Genomic DNA, 14,961 nt, shown 5'->3' with positions numbered 1-14,961 from the left:
CAAAAAGGTAGTCGTAACCTATATGCGTAAATCACGAGAGTAATTGAATTCGAACTAAGATTTATCTTTTTCCACTGTAACCTTTTAACGTCCTCATGTCTAGTCTAAACGAGGAAAGATGTAGGACTTATCCCGTGAGCTCTGTCGCTAGAAAGAGAAAACGACAGATCGAAGTAATCCTACTTTACTTGTGTCTGTAAAACGAACGGTCTGATAGAACTGGACTCTGTCACGTATTGACTAGATGAAGGTTCACCAATATAAGATATCCCTCAGGCACCAAAACAAGAAAGGAATAGGCACATGTCAAAATTGCTAGATAAGATAGTATCACGCGAAAATATGCTGGAAGCTTACAATCAAGTAAAATCCAATAAAGGCTCAGCTGGGATTGATGGAATGACTATCGAAGAGATGGATGACTATCTCAGACAAAACTGGCGCTTGACTAAGGAGCTGATAAAACAGAGAAAATATAAGCCTCAACCAGTTCTTAGAGTTGAGATTCCTAAACCAAACGGAGGTATCCGTCAACTAGGAATTCCAGCAGTTATGGATAGAATGATTCAACAGGCCATTGTCCAAGCTCTTAGAGTACTTAAATGACGGCTATGAGTGGATAGTGGATATAGACCTAGAGAAATTTTTCGATAGGGTTCCTCAAGATAGATTGATGTCCTTAGTACATAATATTATCGAAGACGGAGATAGGGAATCCTTGATTCGTAAGTATCTTCATTCAGGTGTTATCATTAATGGTCAGCGTCATAAAACGCTAGTTGGTACACCACAGGGAGGAAATGTATCTCCTCTCTTATCTAATATCATGCTTAATGAATTGGACAAGGAATTAGAAAAGAGGGGACTTCGATTTGTGCGCTACGCAGATGATTGTGTGATGATGGTCGGAAGCGAGGCAGCCGCTAAGCGTGTGATGTATTCAGTCAGTCGTTTTATTGAGAAACGACTAGGTTTGAAAGTATAGTAAAATGAAATAAGAATAGGACAAACCGATCAGGACAGTCAAATCGATTTCTAACAATGTTTTAGAAGTAGAGGTGTACTATTCTAGTTTCAATCTACTATAATTTGAAGGGGAATGCCGTGATTGGCTAAGATTTGTTCAAGGACATGATAGTAAGCATTCAAGTTCTCTTTTTTATCAAAATAAGCCCCTAGGATATTGCCGGAAGCATCATCAATGGCTAAGTGTAAGTTAGAGGTTTCTGCTCCAAACCAGGCATGAGGGCTAGCCTCCATTTAGATGAGTTCTCCAGCAAATTTCTTTCTGGGTCTACTAGGATGTAGCTTTTTAGTGTCTTCCAGGAAATCTTTAGCGGACGGTAAGATTGGATTGTCTAGGGGATGATTGCGGTTCAGTTTAGCTTGTTTTCTTAGTCTCTTCTTTGTCTTTCTGTGAGACTTGGGAGAGAGGATGTTTTCCTTATAGAGTATTTTTCTAACAGTTGTATCAGAGAGCTGAATTCCCTCTTCTTCAGCTAGTAATTCACAGAAATGAAGGACATTTGGTTTATATGTTTCATAGGAGAGGTATTTCTTTAGGACACGTTCTTTGATTTCATCAGGGATTGCATGTTTTGGTTTTCGATTTCTGTTTCCGTGTCTGAAGGCTTCTTTTCCTTTCTGTTGATAGGCTAGTAGCAGACGATTGCTTTGTCTTTCAGAAAGATTCAGTTCGACACAGGCTCGATTCTTTGTTTTCTTTCCTTGGTCTATAGCTTTTATCACAAGATATTTTTTCGTTTCATTCATATTCAGTTGGATACTTTTCATACGACTATTTTATCAAATGGGACATTTTCACGTTCGATTTACTAAATGAAAGTTCTATAATGAAGTTAGCCACCCAGCCCTCCTAAAAATTAGATGGTTCAACTAGCTGAAAGTGTAGGCATAAGAAAACACCTCTGTGTTATACTTGTTGTTCAACCACAAACACAAGAAAGGCACAGAGATGCGATATTTTAAAAGAGTTGGATTTCTCCAACTCTTCTCTTTTTAATACACGTTATTTTGATTTGACTGGCTTGTCTTGAGCTGTCTTCAAGGCTGTGGCAATCGTATCTGCATACAATTTTGCTCCTGCTTCAATAGTGCTAGTGTCACTTCCGAAATGGACTTGGTCTGTTCCTGCCCAAATTTCTGGATGCTCTTTCGCAACTTGATTCCAATCTGCTATCATGATGTAAGGTGTCTTCTCTGCCAATTCTCTCATATAGGCAGCAGCCTTCTCAACGATGGCATAGGTCTCTTTTGTCTTATCTCCCTCATAAGGAGTCACCAAAACCATATGGTGGCCCTTAGGAAGATTTTTCACGATACTGTCCCAGTCTTCCTTGTAATTTTCAGGATTATTTACCCCAGTCGCAATGACCACCATCTTAGGTAAAAATTTATTTTGGCTATTGTTTATCATGATTTCATTGGCAGTCTTGGTTGTTCTGCTGACCTGCGCGTTAATTTGTGCTCCAGGAAGAGCTGTCTGCAGGGCTGTATTTGCCCTTAAAGCCACCGAGTCACCAATTAACATAGTGCCATCAGCAATTCCTAAACTATCAGCTTCTGCTCGTTCTGCCATCACTTTTGTTTGGGCAATATTACTAGCAGCTTGCTTCAAGCCATTGACAGTTAAGTCTGTCTCAAACGCTCCCACTTGTGGTGCCAACAAAGTCACTAAGAAGACAATGAAGGCCAAGATTCCCGTACTTGTTGCAAGAATTGTGTGAATATAAGGCAGGGGACGAAGAGTTTGTAAAATAGGTGTGTTCTTGCCTGCAATCCAAGGTTCCAATACATAAAATGAAAGACTGGCAAATCCATAAGAAAAAATCAAAGTTAATAACACAGCAAGAAGATTTGAGGTCAACTGTGAAAAAATGATGTAGAAAGGCCAATGGAAGAGATAAACTGCATAGCTAGTATCCGCTAAAAAACTAATCATCTTTGGCTCTTGTATATGATGTGTCTTTTCATGTAAGACACGCGCCGCCAGAATCATGGCAAGAGCTGCAAGACTGGCAAGCAAGAAGCCGATAAGATAGGCAAAAAGATAAGTGAATTTGACAAAGAAAGTCAAAAGAACTAGGAAACCAAAGCCTCCTCCAAAAACTACCAAAGTCTTTCGTAAATCCCAGATTTTATCCAACTGCTTGACGAGGGAAGTCGTCTGACGAACACCTACAATAGTTGCTAACATACTTCCCAAAAAGAATGGATAGACATGAGTTAAACTGGAGAAATAAACAGAGGAATAAGAGGTCACTAGAAAACTACCAATAAACATGGAGAAGAAACTGATCAAGAAGGCAACAGCAGATAAGAGAAAGACCATCCCCTTCAACTGACCATTTGATTTAGCTTGTTTGGATAAGAACCAAACTGCCAATCCCCAAAGAATATAGTAGTGAACCTCAACTGCCAAACTCCAATTATGAACAAACAAATGAGGAATGAACTGAGATTCATAACTCCCACCTGTTAGGAGTTCATAGAAGTTGGTCATAAAGCCTAAGACGCTCGCAATCTGGCCACCAATTCCAGCAACATAGTCTTGGCGAACCAAGAAAGTAAAAGGCATGGTCACCAAGACCATCAAAACCACAGGTGGCACAATCCGATAAAAGCGTCTTCTAAAAAATCCTATCAAATCAATCTCATGGTTTTTAGAAAATTCTTCAATGAGTAGAGCTGTAATCAGGAAACCTGAAAATGTGAAAAAGACATCTACCCCGAAAAATCCTCCAGGAAAGATCGTCTGAAAGAAGTGATACAAGAGTACCAAAAGTAAACCTGTAATCCTAACCAAGGAAAACCATTTAATGCGCATACGAGTTTATTCTTCCTTTCATTGTACACTTTATTCTATCAAAAAAAGAAGAAAAATCCCAAGAGAAAACTTAGGATTTTTAGCTTATATCAATTCCATTTTAGAAATTACGACCTGACTTATTATAGCCATATTTTTCCACAAAATACTCACGGAATTCCAAGAGATTGTCATCCATGATGGCTTGTCGCACTTGCTTCATCAGGTTAAGCAAGAAGTAAAGATTGTGATAGCTAGTCAAGCGGATACCGAAAGTTTCATCGGCTTTGAGGAGGTGACGAAGGTAGGCGCGTGTATAGTTCTTACATGTGTAGCAATCACACTCAGGATCCAGTGGCGTAAAATCCTCAGCAAACTGAGCATTTTTGACAACCAAACGTCCCTGACTGGTCATACAAGTCCCATTACGAGCGATACGAGTCGGCAAGACACAGTCAAACATATCCACCCCACGAATCACCCCATCGATTAAGCTATCTGGCGCTCCCACACCCATCAAATAGCGAGGTTTGTTTTCAGGTAGCAGTTGAGTTGTAAAGTCCAAGACCGCATTCATCTCTTCGTGGGTTTCTCCCACTGCCAAACCACCGATAGAGTAGCCTGGGAAATCCATGCTGACAAGGTCATGAGCCGATTGGCGACGCAGGTCTTCAAATCCTGCCCCCTGCACAATCCCAAATAACCCTTGGTCATGCGGACGACGGTGAGCCTTCAAACCACGCTCAGCCCAACGACTGGTACGCTCGATTGATTTCTTAACGTAATCGTAAGGTTGATAAAACTGAGGACATTCGTCAAAGGACATCATGATGTCTGAGCCCAGATTATTCTGAATAGAGATAGCTTTTTCTGGCGATAGGAACATCTTGGAACCATTGAGATGGTTTTTAAAGGTTACTCCTTCTTCTGTGATATTACGGCTATCTGCTAAGGAATAAACCTGAAAACCACCACTATCTGTCAAGATAGGCTGGTCCCAATTCATGAACTTGTGGAGACCACCTGCGCGAGCAATAAGTTCATCTCCAGGACGAAGCCAGAGATGATAGGTGTTTGACAGGATAATTCCCGAACCCATCTCCTTCAATTCTTCAGGCGACTGAGTTTTGACAGTGGCTTGAGTCCCAACTGGCATAAACATAGGTGTTGGGAAGGTGCCGTGGGGAGTGATGATTTCTCCCAGACGAGCTCCTGTATGTTTTTCTTTCTTAATCAAACGGTATTTGATTGGTGAATCTGACATTTTTTACCTCCGAAGCTGGGAAAGACAGTCCCAGTTCATACTTTGTACCCAAGGGCATACTGTATGATTTTATCAAAAAAAGCTGGAACTGTCACGAACTATGGTATAAAGAATTTGCGTTTATAAATACTTTCCGTTGCTTGTAAATAGTTGAGTTTTTACTTATTTTTCGTTAAAATCATTTACACTAATTTCCATCGTTTTTTTAAATCGTATTCATCTTCGTATTCATTTTTACAATCATCTTTGCCCGTATAGTTGAGAAGGTTGCAATTTAATTCTAATAGTTTATAAATAGAAAACCGTGATTACTCACAGTCTTTTAAAAATAAAATAAAAAAACTCCATCAAAACTATTGACATTATGCAACCAAAGTTGTATAATGGATACATAAGGTTAAGGAGGAAACCTTAGACAAGGAAACTAGTAGAAAGGAACATGAAATGTTTAAGTTCAAAAAGAAACCACTCAAAGCAAAAACAAATAAGCTAGTAGTCAAAATAAACTTATTTATAATCAGCTTTGAATGGCACATCGAATTTGGATAGTGAAAAATCACTATCCACCCCTTCGGGGGTGTACTTAAATTATAACAGGAAAAACAATGAAAGTAAATCTTAAAGTTAGAAAAACCACCAAGCGTGAAAAAGTTGAATTTATTATTGGACTTCTTCTACTCCTATTTGCAGTTTGGTATTTTACGAGGTAATATATGTCAGTAGATATTGAAGCTATCCGCTGGCTTTTAGACAACGCCACAGCCTATGCTATTAGCAAAAACTGTGGCATGTCTATTCAGGCCGTGGACAAGTATAAAAATGGTGTATCGGATATTATGAATATGCGTCTAAAACACGCTATCAGCATGATAACATACGCCCAGGAACTTAAAAAGCAGTGATTTCGGTCACTGTTTTTTATTTTTAACAAAACACCGTTTTTGACAATAATACACCACGATTTCCTCTCCATATTCTTCATGTAAACGCTTTTTTGAACAATAGGATTGTGATTTTGCTTTCTAATCGTTCAAAATGTGTGTTTTTGAAAAATAAAAAAACCGCAAGCCTGAGCCTGCGGTGAAAAATTATTCTTTGTCTTTGTTTTTATTTTGATTATTCCCTGTAAACAAACCAATTAGCCCTAATGCAGTAGTTCCAGTTAAGACACTACCTGCAATTTGTTTATCTGTTGCTATTAAGTAAATTCCACCAATAATAACAACGAGGGCGATTAAAAAGCCAAATAACTGTCCCAATTTATGAGAAGCAATATTCCCTGATAAGTATTTATCTTCCATCTCTCTACGATGTTGGCTTTCTGCAATACCATTATCAATAATCTTTTGAGCAGCATCCGGATATAGCTCTTTATATCCTTTGAGAATATCTGGATGAGGTAGGTCACCTTGATAGATTTCCAACTTCTGTAAAACTACTTGACGCTGTTCATGTGGTAAGCGCTCGACTTCATCAACAATATTATTGACTTCAATCAAATCTTTATTCTCGGTATCCAAATTTCATTACCTCTTTCTGAATGCCCATCGTTGATTTCTTGTAATCACTTTTGACTTTCTTCCAGTCTGGGACTGTATCAGCTTTTACTTTCGAAATGTTCTGGTTAAAGCTAAAAACAGGCAATACAATTGCTGTCATACCAAGTAAAAAAGACTTAAAGTATTGAGGTTGTTTTGTATTTTTTAACATCCCAAATTCCTCCTACTCGCTCCATAATATTTTTTTGAATTAACTTGATTATGACATCTTTCTTTAAAAAAGTCAATGTTTCTTACTCTTTTTAACAAAAAAATCCCCACAAGGACGAGTCCTGTGGGGTAGATAAACATTTTAGAAAAGTTTTCCTTTCCTTTTATTTTTTAAAATTATTTAGTCGTAATCAAGCCGTCTGGCTCTACTGTGAACTCTGGCTTGTCTGCCATTGTTCCGTCTGGTTTGATGTAGTACCAGCCTGTTCCGTCTGCGGACTGGACGAAGGCGTTTGATACCATGGCACCTTCTTTACCGTCAAGATAATACCAAGTCTCCTTGTACTTGACCCATCCTGTCTTCATAGCACCCTCTACGTCGAAATAATACCACTTGTCAGCGATTTTCTTCCAGCCTGTAGCCATTTCACCTGACTGGTCAAACCAGTACCAGTTGCTGTCTGTGTGCTTCTTCCAGCGGTCTGCAAGCATGTAGCCTGAGCCGTCGAAGTAATACCAGGTTCCGTTGATTTTCTCAAACTTATCTTTTGGATAAGAGCCGTCTGAGTCTACGTACCAGTAGCCTGTATCGTTCTTCTGCCAGCCAGTCTCAACGCTCAAGCCGTTTTCAATGTCGTGCTTGAACTGCTCACGGCTAATGCCCCATTTTGCAAGATAGGGATAAGGGTCCACATGGTCTGAATGGTTGTCGGGTTGGTTATTGGTACAGTATTCATGCGTTTTGATACCCTCTAAGTCGTCTGTATCAAGCGTTTTAGGCAAACCTGCTTCATCTGCTAGATTGCGTAAGAGTTCGATATAGAGACGGTAGTCAGCCATGAACTCTTCTGTAGTTGAATGGCTTTCAATCAATTCAACTGCCGCATAGCTTTCCGCATTCCAACCGCCACCAACGTCCCAGGCACCATTGTTTACAGGGCCTACTTGCATGACACGACCGTTACCAACCACATGAGAGAAGAAACCAAGCTCAGGGTTCTTTCTGTAGTGGTAGTCTGCCTCATTTTGAGCGGTAGAATTACGGTTCCCCGTAGAGTGAGCGTGCACTTGTCGATATGGCGCATAGCCTACTTGTGGCAAGCCTGTACGTAGTCTGCTTGTATCGATATCCATCTCTACTCCCTCCAAGCATCGTTCATCTGCTTCACGGCTGACTCTACAAAGGTATCCAAGTCCTTATCGGTCATGCTGATCTTATATTTGGTCAGCTCTGCCCGGATTTTAGTGCGAGCCTGTGCCAATTTTTCATCACCTTTATAACCTGTCTCTTGAGCCACCTGCTCCACGGCATTAACTGCGTTCTTGGCTAGGATTTCAGCGATAATCACCGCTTTCTCTCCGCCTTTTCGCAAAAGATAGTCTTTCACCATTTTCACGATACTGCCTACTGCTACTGCTAAAAAGCCTGTCGCAAAAGCGATAATAAATTCATTAAATTGTGTCATGTGTTGTTTCCTTTCTATTCTCTATAAAACTTAACATTAACGGTACCTATATACTCCCTTAAGTTTGTACCAGTTAGATATATGACTCCTCGGTTATACATATCAGCCTGAATTCTTATTAATCTGCTATTATTGAGTTGTACATATCGTATAGCAGCAACCTTAATATCATTACCTTTAATATCAATATTGTACCCACCCCAGTACTGCCACATTCTTGTGTTTAACACTTCCAATAATAATGACGGTCCACTCGACCACACCAACCTATCGCCAATATAGCGCTTGACAATCTCTCTACTTCCTAACATGATTCTTACTCTATCTCTCATAGCTTCACCTACTTAAAAATATCGTAAATCGTGTGAGGGTCTTTGGTAGTAATAGCATCGTACTGCTCTTGCGTACCGGCCCAATAGTTGAGTGCCTGCGAACCGTTCTGATTGACAATGTTCTGACCTGGAACTCCACTTCGCCCTTGTTCACCATCGTTGACATTATCCAAATGGGTAAAAGCAGAGGCTCTCAATCCTCTGTAATTCACTTCAATGCGAACTTCAAACCAACCACCAGAACGCTGAGAAGCACTCCATGTGCCAAATTTTCCTGCTGAATCAGGGGTCTGATTTCTCAAAGAACGCCAGTTTGTATAGCCAAAACCACGGTAGTAATAATCAAGAGTATAGCCGCTCGTGACTGCTTCGCCATCGTAGAATACATCCGCAAACAAATTCAATCGGCTAGTAGAGCCATTCTTATAAGAACCCTCAATACGAACGCTGGCATTCAAACTATGCCCATTATCCCCTTTTAAGCTATCCCGTTGAGTCGGTGTCAGCGTATCGAATGATGGACGATTTTCTAAGGCGGAAATCCTAGCCTTGATGGGGATATCATTGTACAACTCCCATTTTTGGGCATAAGTAGACAAGTCTTGGTGGGAGGTCAAGTAGCCTTTCTCTTCCAGCTCCGCTTTTGTAACGAGGGTTTCTGGATGGACTTTCGGTCTACTCTCAAGGGTGTCCAGTCTTTTCTTAACCTCCCTATCCTTTAGCTCTGAGTCTTCTTTGATAGCCTTGACATCCTCACCGATTGCTCTTGCTAGATTTTCAAGGTTACTCATAGCACTCACGCTTTCGCTGCGTTATAGGTTGCGACCAAGTCAAGGTTGGCAATCTGGTCTACACGTCCGCTGACTTCAGTTACTTTGCCAAGAAGTGCGCTATTTTCATCTTGTCCCATACTTGTGATTTTTTCCGCGATTTCTTTCAGTGTGTCCAAATTCTCAGGGGTACCTTCACCCAAGATTTCAGCCTTAACTTCAGATTTAGCTTGGGCGATTGCTTGGTTCATGTCAGACGTGCTGACTTTCGTTTTCAGCTCTTCGTTTACCTTTTTGTTATCTTCCCCCACTGCCTGCGCAAATGCTGTTAATTTTGTAGTATCCATTTTGTGTTACACCTTTCCTAAATTGTAATAAAAGAGCAGGTCTGGCAATTCCTGACCTACTGGGCTCTCGCCTACAGTTCTACCTGCAAGCTGTTTCTCAACTTCTTTTGCAATACCCAGCTCTTTTAAAGCATGGACTTCCTCTGTGACCAATTCTTTATCTGAGGCGACTATCTTGATATGGACAGATTTATCACTGGGGAAAACATAGCCTCCAGCCGTGATTTCCAAGCGATAACTCCCAATGGGCAAGATAGCGTCCAGATGAAAACTCACACCTTGACCGGTAACGGTTACCTGCTTCTTCCACTGGTAGCCCTCCTTGGTCAGACTGATCAGCGCCTCCTCCCCTTCCAGAGAGGAGATGACTTGGTAGTCTTCGTCTAAGAGGGCAAAACCAAAGGTGGAAGCCAAGTCCCCTTGCTTAATCAGGTGACCGCCGTCAATCTGTGCGAGATTGGTCATATTGAGATTACAGACCATTCTGCACCTCTTTCTAATCATCTACTAAGATGTCTTCCTTAATCTCCAATTTCCCAAAATCGCTGAATAAGCGGTCTATGTAGCCATTACCTCCTAAAGCCTTGTAGCTTTTGTGCAGACTTTCCACTAGGGAAAATTCGTCTTTTGAAGTGAACCCTCTACGAATAGCCCGTCGCATATCACGGTCAAGGCGCAATTTCATGGTATTTAGATGCGCCTCGTCGTGCACTTTTAGCTTTTCCTGTACTTCATCGATTTTGGAATTGCTATCTTTAGCGGTAGTCTGGACATCTTTGATCTGTTTCTTGACTTCGCTCAACTCTGAAATGATTTGGTCTGTCTGTTCCTTTGATTTCTTCGGCAATTTGTAGCTGAGCCAAGCTATAATAATCGGTGAAGCTGCTGATAGCACATTCATGAAGAAATGCTCTATTGATTGTAAGACGTCCATAAACACCTCGCTAGTTCGCCAAGTGGCTCAAACCACGTCGCTTCAATTCCTTGCGCACACGGTCTTTCCAGCGTTTATGTACCCATGAAAAGTCAACTGCTCCACGTTCCAGTAGGTTGATGTACATGTCGATTTTTGCTTGATCTAGTGTAATCTTACTCATTGCTGCTACCTCCATTGTCTTCACTAGGGCTCTCTTGGTTTGTCGTTTCAGAAATATCATCTTCTTTCTCGCTTTCTTTCTTATCTTCTACCGCTGGGGTTGGTTGTGCTTCTTCAGCTTGGTTTTCTGTGTCCGTAACCTGAGGGGTGTCCTCCTCTGCCTCCTCCTGATCAGACTCTCCTTGAGCTTCCAGCTCTTCCAATCGCGCTAAGATATCCTCAATATCCTGAGCATTCTGGAGATTGACCTTCTGCATGCCATCCATGAGCTGGTTGGCTCTCTCCAGCGCTTCCGTCGTCTTAGCCAGTTGTTCTTGGTTCTTGACAATGGCACTAGTCGGGTCAAGTTCAGTGCGAACCAATTCCAAAACCGCTTGGATAAGGGCGTCCTCACTATCCTGTGTGTGGTCACCTGGCAATTCGCACTGCTCATAAGAATAGCGCCCCTTGTTTTCCATCTTGATTGCGACAACTGTTACATTTTCCCCACCTTTCAAGTAGGGATTAATTGCTACTTCGTAATTCATTCCTTATTTCCTTTCATTTTCGCTTGCGTTTCGTCAAAAAGTTCTTTAAGCGCTGGGTCATATTCCAGCACCGCCTTAAAGGCCTGTAATTCAGCCAAAGCCAGCCTATGGTGTACATTTAAATGCGCATAGTTCAATTCGATATCAGCCAAACGGTCGACGAGCGACTCAGCGACTAGCTTGTCGATTGTGTGATTATCCATGTCTGTTCTCCATTTTTTCTATTTTTTGATTTAATTCTTGAATGGCCTTGATTAAGTAAGGAACTAAAGCGGTATAGTCTATATGTAGATAGCCATCTGGATTCTCAGGATCTCGTGAGACAATTCTTGGAACGATGGTTTCAGCCTCTTGAGCTATTAGACCAATCTCCTCATGTTTCTTACTTTCGATGAAATCAAATGCAACCATTCTTAATCTGTTGATTTTGTCCAAGGCTTTCACAGCTGTATCTGTGATGTTCTCTTTTAAGCGTCTGTCTGATTTTTGTTCCATCCAATACTTCACGCTACCACTACCGACCTGATTCCACCAAACAACCGCATTCCTTCCGCCTTTGGGATTCCAACCATCACCAAAGACGTCTTTACTTCCAAGTTCGATACCATTTAAAAACACAGGAGAACGAGAAAAAGTAGTATTCCCATAGAAGTTTGCTCTCGATGAATCCGAAAAGTCAACCCTACCGTGGAAATTTGCTCCGTTTCGGCAATGCATGTTTCCTAACGTTGTCACATACCAAGCATTGGGGCCAGGACTGTTCCAACTGTAACCCCAGTTCGCCCAAAATGCGGTATTTTCGCCATTGTAGCTTCCGCCTTCGCCGTTTCCCATGCCGACCGAGAATTGGTTGACACCAGAAATCCAGCGACCTCTTCCTTGAGCAAAACGACCAATTGTAAACCCTCCTATTTGACCCTGATAAGCTTCTAAGAAAGTCGAGCGATTCACAACTGATTCAATCTTAGTCGCAAAGATACGTTTAGAAGTTAGTTCTCCAATAAAGGCGTCGTTGGCAATAAGTTTTCGAATAAAGGCATGATCAAACTTTACCTTATCAGCTGTGACCGCTTCGGCAGCTAAAACAGCTGTCGTTACTGAACCTGATTCAAAATTAGCTGTCTTCAACTTATCAACCATGGCAGACTTGATGACTGCTCTGTCAATCAGGGTCTCGCCTGTTATATGGGGTAATTTCCCAGAAAGACGATTATGACCATTGGCTCCTAGATTGATACCCGAAATCAAATCACCTGCACTGTTGATGTTTTGAACCAACCAGGAGCCAGCTAGTTGAGTCATTTTTGTTTGCGTTGCTTCAAGCTTCTTATTCGCATCTGCGACTGCATCTTCTGGATGTGGTTGCCATGTTCTAGGTTTATAACCTTTGTACAAGTCAACTTCTGTAATATACAAATCAGCTGTTCCTGATGATGAGCCATTGTTCTCAAAACGAATGTAAGCATTATCCATTTCTTCGGAATTAAAAGTTACTGAGACATCTTCGCATCTAGAGGTAGATAGTTTCTTGCTGCTAACAACTTTCTTAAAGATTGTGAATCCATCGCTCTCGCCTGCTCTTCGTCCCAAAATATAAACATCATAGCTTGCTAGAGCACTGTTGTTAAATCCTCTAAAATTCAGTACATAGTCAGTATTTCGTTCAAGATTAAAACGGTGACTAGACAAAAAGTTTTTGTTTTTAGTTGCATTGCTTAAACGCATAAGGTCTTTCTGCCCGTTGTGATAAAAGCTATGCTTAACCAATCTTCCTAAATTTTGAGTTGAGACCCATTTATTCGTATCATTTTTAAAATCACTATTCTTAATGAGGTTAGGGCCGCTTACACTATATTTCCCAACCTCAACCTGAAACAGTTGATTGGTCAGAGCCATGCGAGCAACCTTATCCGCAATTCCATTTTCAGTATTGCCCAAAATCCGCTCGTAAAGTTCACTGGTTTCCTTAACACGCTGGAAGTCAGTAGTCTCTACCTTACCTGCCAGTTGATGGGATAGGTTCGCAATGTCCCTGGTCATATCCTGCTTATAAGTTGTTATTCGGCTTGAAATATCCCTAAATGTCCCGTCGGCAGATTGACGATAGCTAGCTATTTGGCTAGTTATTTCTCTATTCGCACTCGTTTTAACTCCTTCAATTCTCCGATGAATCCCCTCCACGTCTTCTTGATAGCTTGATTTCCCTACATAATCTCTGGATATCTGCTCACGAACTGCTCTTGCTTGTCTCGCGCTCTCCTCACGAGTATAGCGCTGTAAGCTTTCCTGTCTTTGACCATCTTGAGTAACATAGGCCTGAACAGCCGACAAATCCGTTCGCAATTCCTGCGCTGTTCGCTCAAAGCTAGCCTTAGCTTGTGTGATGAGACCATTGGTGTCTTCAAGCGCTGGACTCCAGTCTGTCGCTAGGGTACCTTTTTCAAGTTTAATCCTACGAATGAAAAGAGTTCCTCCGTATCCTAAATCTGAATTGAATAGGGTCATCTGTAGCTTGGATTCAGAGGGCGCATCCTCTTTAAAAAATACCGGACCTGTAAGCCTAAATCGCTGCCACTCCCTAGTCGCAGTGAACTTTGTTTGTCCCTCTATACCAAAGCCATTCCCACCATTATGCATCATGTGGAAAGGAAAAGAACCATCAACTTCATCGAGTTTATAATCAAACGAGAGAGTCCAAGTTGTCCCAATATCGGACTTTGAAAGATAGGGATCTAGATTATCAAACACAAAACCAAAACGAGACTGTTGAATTTTCTCGGAATCACGATAATAGTTCCGACCACCAACTTGCATATTTGAAAATTCTTCTCGCAATTTTCCAGCTTCAGTCACAACTAAGGTCTTATCTGCCTTGTCCTTGGTTGCGTTCAGGATTTCCTGGCGGATAGAGCCAGCCTGCACCTCAAATTCAGCCGTACTAAGCTTCTGATTTAGTTGACTCTGGGTATCTCTTTCTAACCTCCTCACAGACTGCCTAATATTCTCAGCAGTCACATTGAGGGAGCTGATATCCGCTTTGGTTCTGAGACCTTCAGTCAAACGCCTCACTCCAGCATCAAGCGCATCAGCGCGCTGATTAAAACGAGAGGTCATTGTTGAAATACGAGTAGAGCTCTCTTCTTGTATACGGTCTATCTGACTCGTCAGAGTCTCTGCTGTTTGCCTGACTTCTGATTTGTTAGCTTTCCCTTCCATTCTGTTCGTCAGTGCAGTTAGCCTGCCTTTAGTCGTCTCTTCATATCTTGCCTGAGAGCTTCTGACTCCAGCCAAGTCATTCTTTATCCGACCGAGAGCTTGAACTTGTTTGGAAATGTCAGTTTTAAGTTGCCTTTGCTTGGAGCTTATATCATTGGTAACTGTCTGCTTTAGAAGATTCAAATCACCCGACAAAGCCGTCTGAGCACTCCTAGTCTGCGACTTAAACGCTTCAAGTCTAGCAACAGAATCCAGCCCAATCTGCTTGGCTTCCTGAGCAAGAGAGCTACTTGCGCCAGCTTGTCTCAAAGCTTCCTCAGCCTTGCGCCTTGATTCTCGTAAAGGTTCATCATGAAAGCTATTGAAACGCTGATTGATAGTGTCAGACACTTCTTGCTTGACTTCTTC

General features: G+C 41.5%; 15 protein-coding genes and 2 pseudogenes. 2 read left to right on the top strand and 15 right to left on the bottom strand.

The window, feature by feature from the left end:
• Positions 1-303: 303 nt before the first annotated feature.
• Positions 304-982, top strand: a pseudogene (locus HT723_RS03405) (reverse transcriptase domain-containing protein); the annotation flags it as partial.
• A 95-nt stretch (positions 983-1,077) separates the two neighbouring features.
• Here HT723_RS03405 and HT723_RS03400 read toward each other — a convergent pair.
• From HT723_RS03400 to tgt, 3 genes and pseudogenes are all read right to left on the bottom strand, one after another.
• Positions 1,078-1,773, bottom strand: a pseudogene (locus tag HT723_RS03400) (helix-turn-helix domain-containing protein); the annotation flags it as partial.
• Between the two features lie 256 nt (positions 1,774-2,029).
• Positions 2,030-3,847, bottom strand: coding sequence for an acyltransferase family protein (locus HT723_RS03395; RefSeq protein WP_172934642.1), 1,818 nt, complete (start codon positions 3,845-3,847; stop codon positions 2,030-2,032).
• A 100-nt stretch (positions 3,848-3,947) separates the two neighbouring features.
• Positions 3,948-5,090, bottom strand: coding sequence for a tRNA guanosine(34) transglycosylase Tgt (tgt, locus tag HT723_RS03390; RefSeq protein WP_001285237.1), 1,143 nt, complete (start codon positions 5,088-5,090; stop codon positions 3,948-3,950).
• 713 nt (positions 5,091-5,803) lie between these two features.
• Between tgt and HT723_RS03385 the strand changes: the two genes are divergently transcribed.
• On the top strand, positions 5,804-5,992 hold the full coding sequence (locus HT723_RS03385; protein ID WP_000109850.1) for a hypothetical protein: 189 nt from the start codon (positions 5,804-5,806) through the stop codon (positions 5,990-5,992).
• A gap of 186 nt (positions 5,993-6,178) precedes the next feature.
• Here HT723_RS03385 and HT723_RS03380 read toward each other — a convergent pair whose 3' ends face one another.
• From HT723_RS03380 to HT723_RS03325, 12 genes are all read right to left on the bottom strand, one after another.
• Positions 6,179-6,610, bottom strand: a complete 432-nt coding sequence (locus HT723_RS03380) for a DUF2335 domain-containing protein (protein ID WP_000379281.1) — start codon at positions 6,608-6,610, stop codon at positions 6,179-6,181.
• Entirely contained in the window at positions 6,594-6,800 is a 207-nt protein-coding gene (locus HT723_RS03375) for a hypothetical protein (RefSeq protein ID WP_000917045.1), read from the bottom strand. Before HT723_RS03375 ends, HT723_RS03380 begins: the two co-directional genes overlap by 17 nt.
• Positions 6,801-6,976: 176 nt before the next feature.
• Positions 6,977-7,933 (bottom strand): N-acetylmuramoyl-L-alanine amidase family protein, encoded by a 957-nt coding sequence (locus HT723_RS03370; RefSeq protein WP_172934641.1) that lies wholly within the window; start codon positions 7,931-7,933, stop codon positions 6,977-6,979.
• A gap of 2 nt (positions 7,934-7,935) precedes the next feature.
• A complete protein-coding gene (locus tag HT723_RS03365) occupies positions 7,936-8,265 on the bottom strand; it encodes a phage holin (protein ID WP_138702735.1) in 330 nt (109 codons plus the stop codon).
• Positions 8,266-8,605: 340 nt separating this feature from the next.
• Positions 8,606-9,388: a hypothetical protein gene (locus tag HT723_RS03360; protein ID WP_000067166.1), complete on the bottom strand. Its 783-nt coding sequence runs from the start codon at positions 9,386-9,388 to the stop codon at positions 8,606-8,608.
• Between the two features lie 5 nt (positions 9,389-9,393).
• Positions 9,394-9,714: a hypothetical protein gene (locus HT723_RS03355; RefSeq protein WP_000381730.1), complete on the bottom strand. Its 321-nt coding sequence runs from the start codon at positions 9,712-9,714 to the stop codon at positions 9,394-9,396.
• A 6-nt stretch (positions 9,715-9,720) separates the two neighbouring features.
• Positions 9,721-10,197, bottom strand: a complete 477-nt coding sequence (locus tag HT723_RS03350; protein ID WP_172934640.1) for a hypothetical protein — start codon at positions 10,195-10,197, stop codon at positions 9,721-9,723.
• A 13-nt stretch (positions 10,198-10,210) separates the two neighbouring features.
• Complete coding sequence (locus HT723_RS03345) at positions 10,211-10,648, bottom strand: hypothetical protein (protein ID WP_172934639.1); 438 nt, start codon at positions 10,646-10,648, stop codon at positions 10,211-10,213.
• A 10-nt stretch (positions 10,649-10,658) separates the two neighbouring features.
• The gene (locus HT723_RS03340; RefSeq protein WP_000036642.1) at positions 10,659-10,811 is read right to left on the bottom strand and encodes a hypothetical protein; all 153 of its coding nucleotides are present in this window, start codon (positions 10,809-10,811) and stop codon (positions 10,659-10,661) included.
• Positions 10,804-11,337, bottom strand: a complete 534-nt coding sequence (locus HT723_RS03335) for a hypothetical protein (protein WP_055356734.1) — start codon at positions 11,335-11,337, stop codon at positions 10,804-10,806. Before HT723_RS03335 ends, HT723_RS03340 begins: the two co-directional genes overlap by 8 nt.
• Positions 11,334-11,540 carry a hypothetical protein gene (locus HT723_RS03330; protein ID WP_000368698.1) on the bottom strand — a complete coding sequence of 69 codons (207 nt, stop codon included), beginning with the start codon at positions 11,538-11,540 and terminating at the stop codon, positions 11,334-11,336. The genes HT723_RS03335 and HT723_RS03330 overlap by 4 nt, the downstream gene beginning before the upstream one ends.
• Positions 11,533-14,961: tail fiber domain-containing protein (locus HT723_RS03325; protein ID WP_240154940.1), on the bottom strand; the 3,429-nt coding region annotated here is incomplete at its 5' end. The genes HT723_RS03325 and HT723_RS03330, both read right to left, overlap by 8 nt.

The sequence above is a fragment of the Streptococcus sp. 2106 genome, assembly GCF_013277315.1.
GTDB lineage: Bacteria > Bacillota > Bacilli > Lactobacillales > Streptococcaceae > Streptococcus > Streptococcus pseudopneumoniae.
Note: the sequence above shows the minus strand (reverse complement) of the source record. Positions and strands in the feature narration are given on the sequence as shown.